This window comes from Lacinutrix cladophorae (genome assembly GCF_053604645.1).
The window spans coordinates 1-278 of the sequence record NZ_JBSHNR010000003.1 but is presented as its reverse complement, the minus strand read 5'-3'; the positions used below and the strand labels follow the sequence as shown (position 1 = coordinate 278).

1 protein-coding gene is annotated in these 278 nt (G+C 46.0%); it reads left to right on the top strand.

Features of this window, described 5'->3' with window-relative positions; all coding sequences use genetic code 11:
* The coding region (locus ACVC3Y_RS00015; protein ID WP_452225699.1) for a hypothetical protein at positions 1-278 on the top strand (278 nt) is incomplete at both ends.

Genomic DNA, 278 nt, shown 5'->3' with positions numbered 1-278 from the left:
GATACAGACATAACAACAAACCCACAACCAACCGATCCAAACTATTCTGTTTGGGCAGCAGCAGATTGTGATGGCGATGGCGCACCAAACGGTACGGACACAGCACCATATGATCCATGTGTAGGTGGCGATGTAGTCAATGTAGATTTATTAGATACAACTAGTGATTGGTATACATCCGATTGTGATGGAGATGGAGTAATCAACGGAACAGAGGTAGATCCAGATATGGATGGTACCGCAGGACCTGATGGAACAGACCCAACCGATCCATGTGA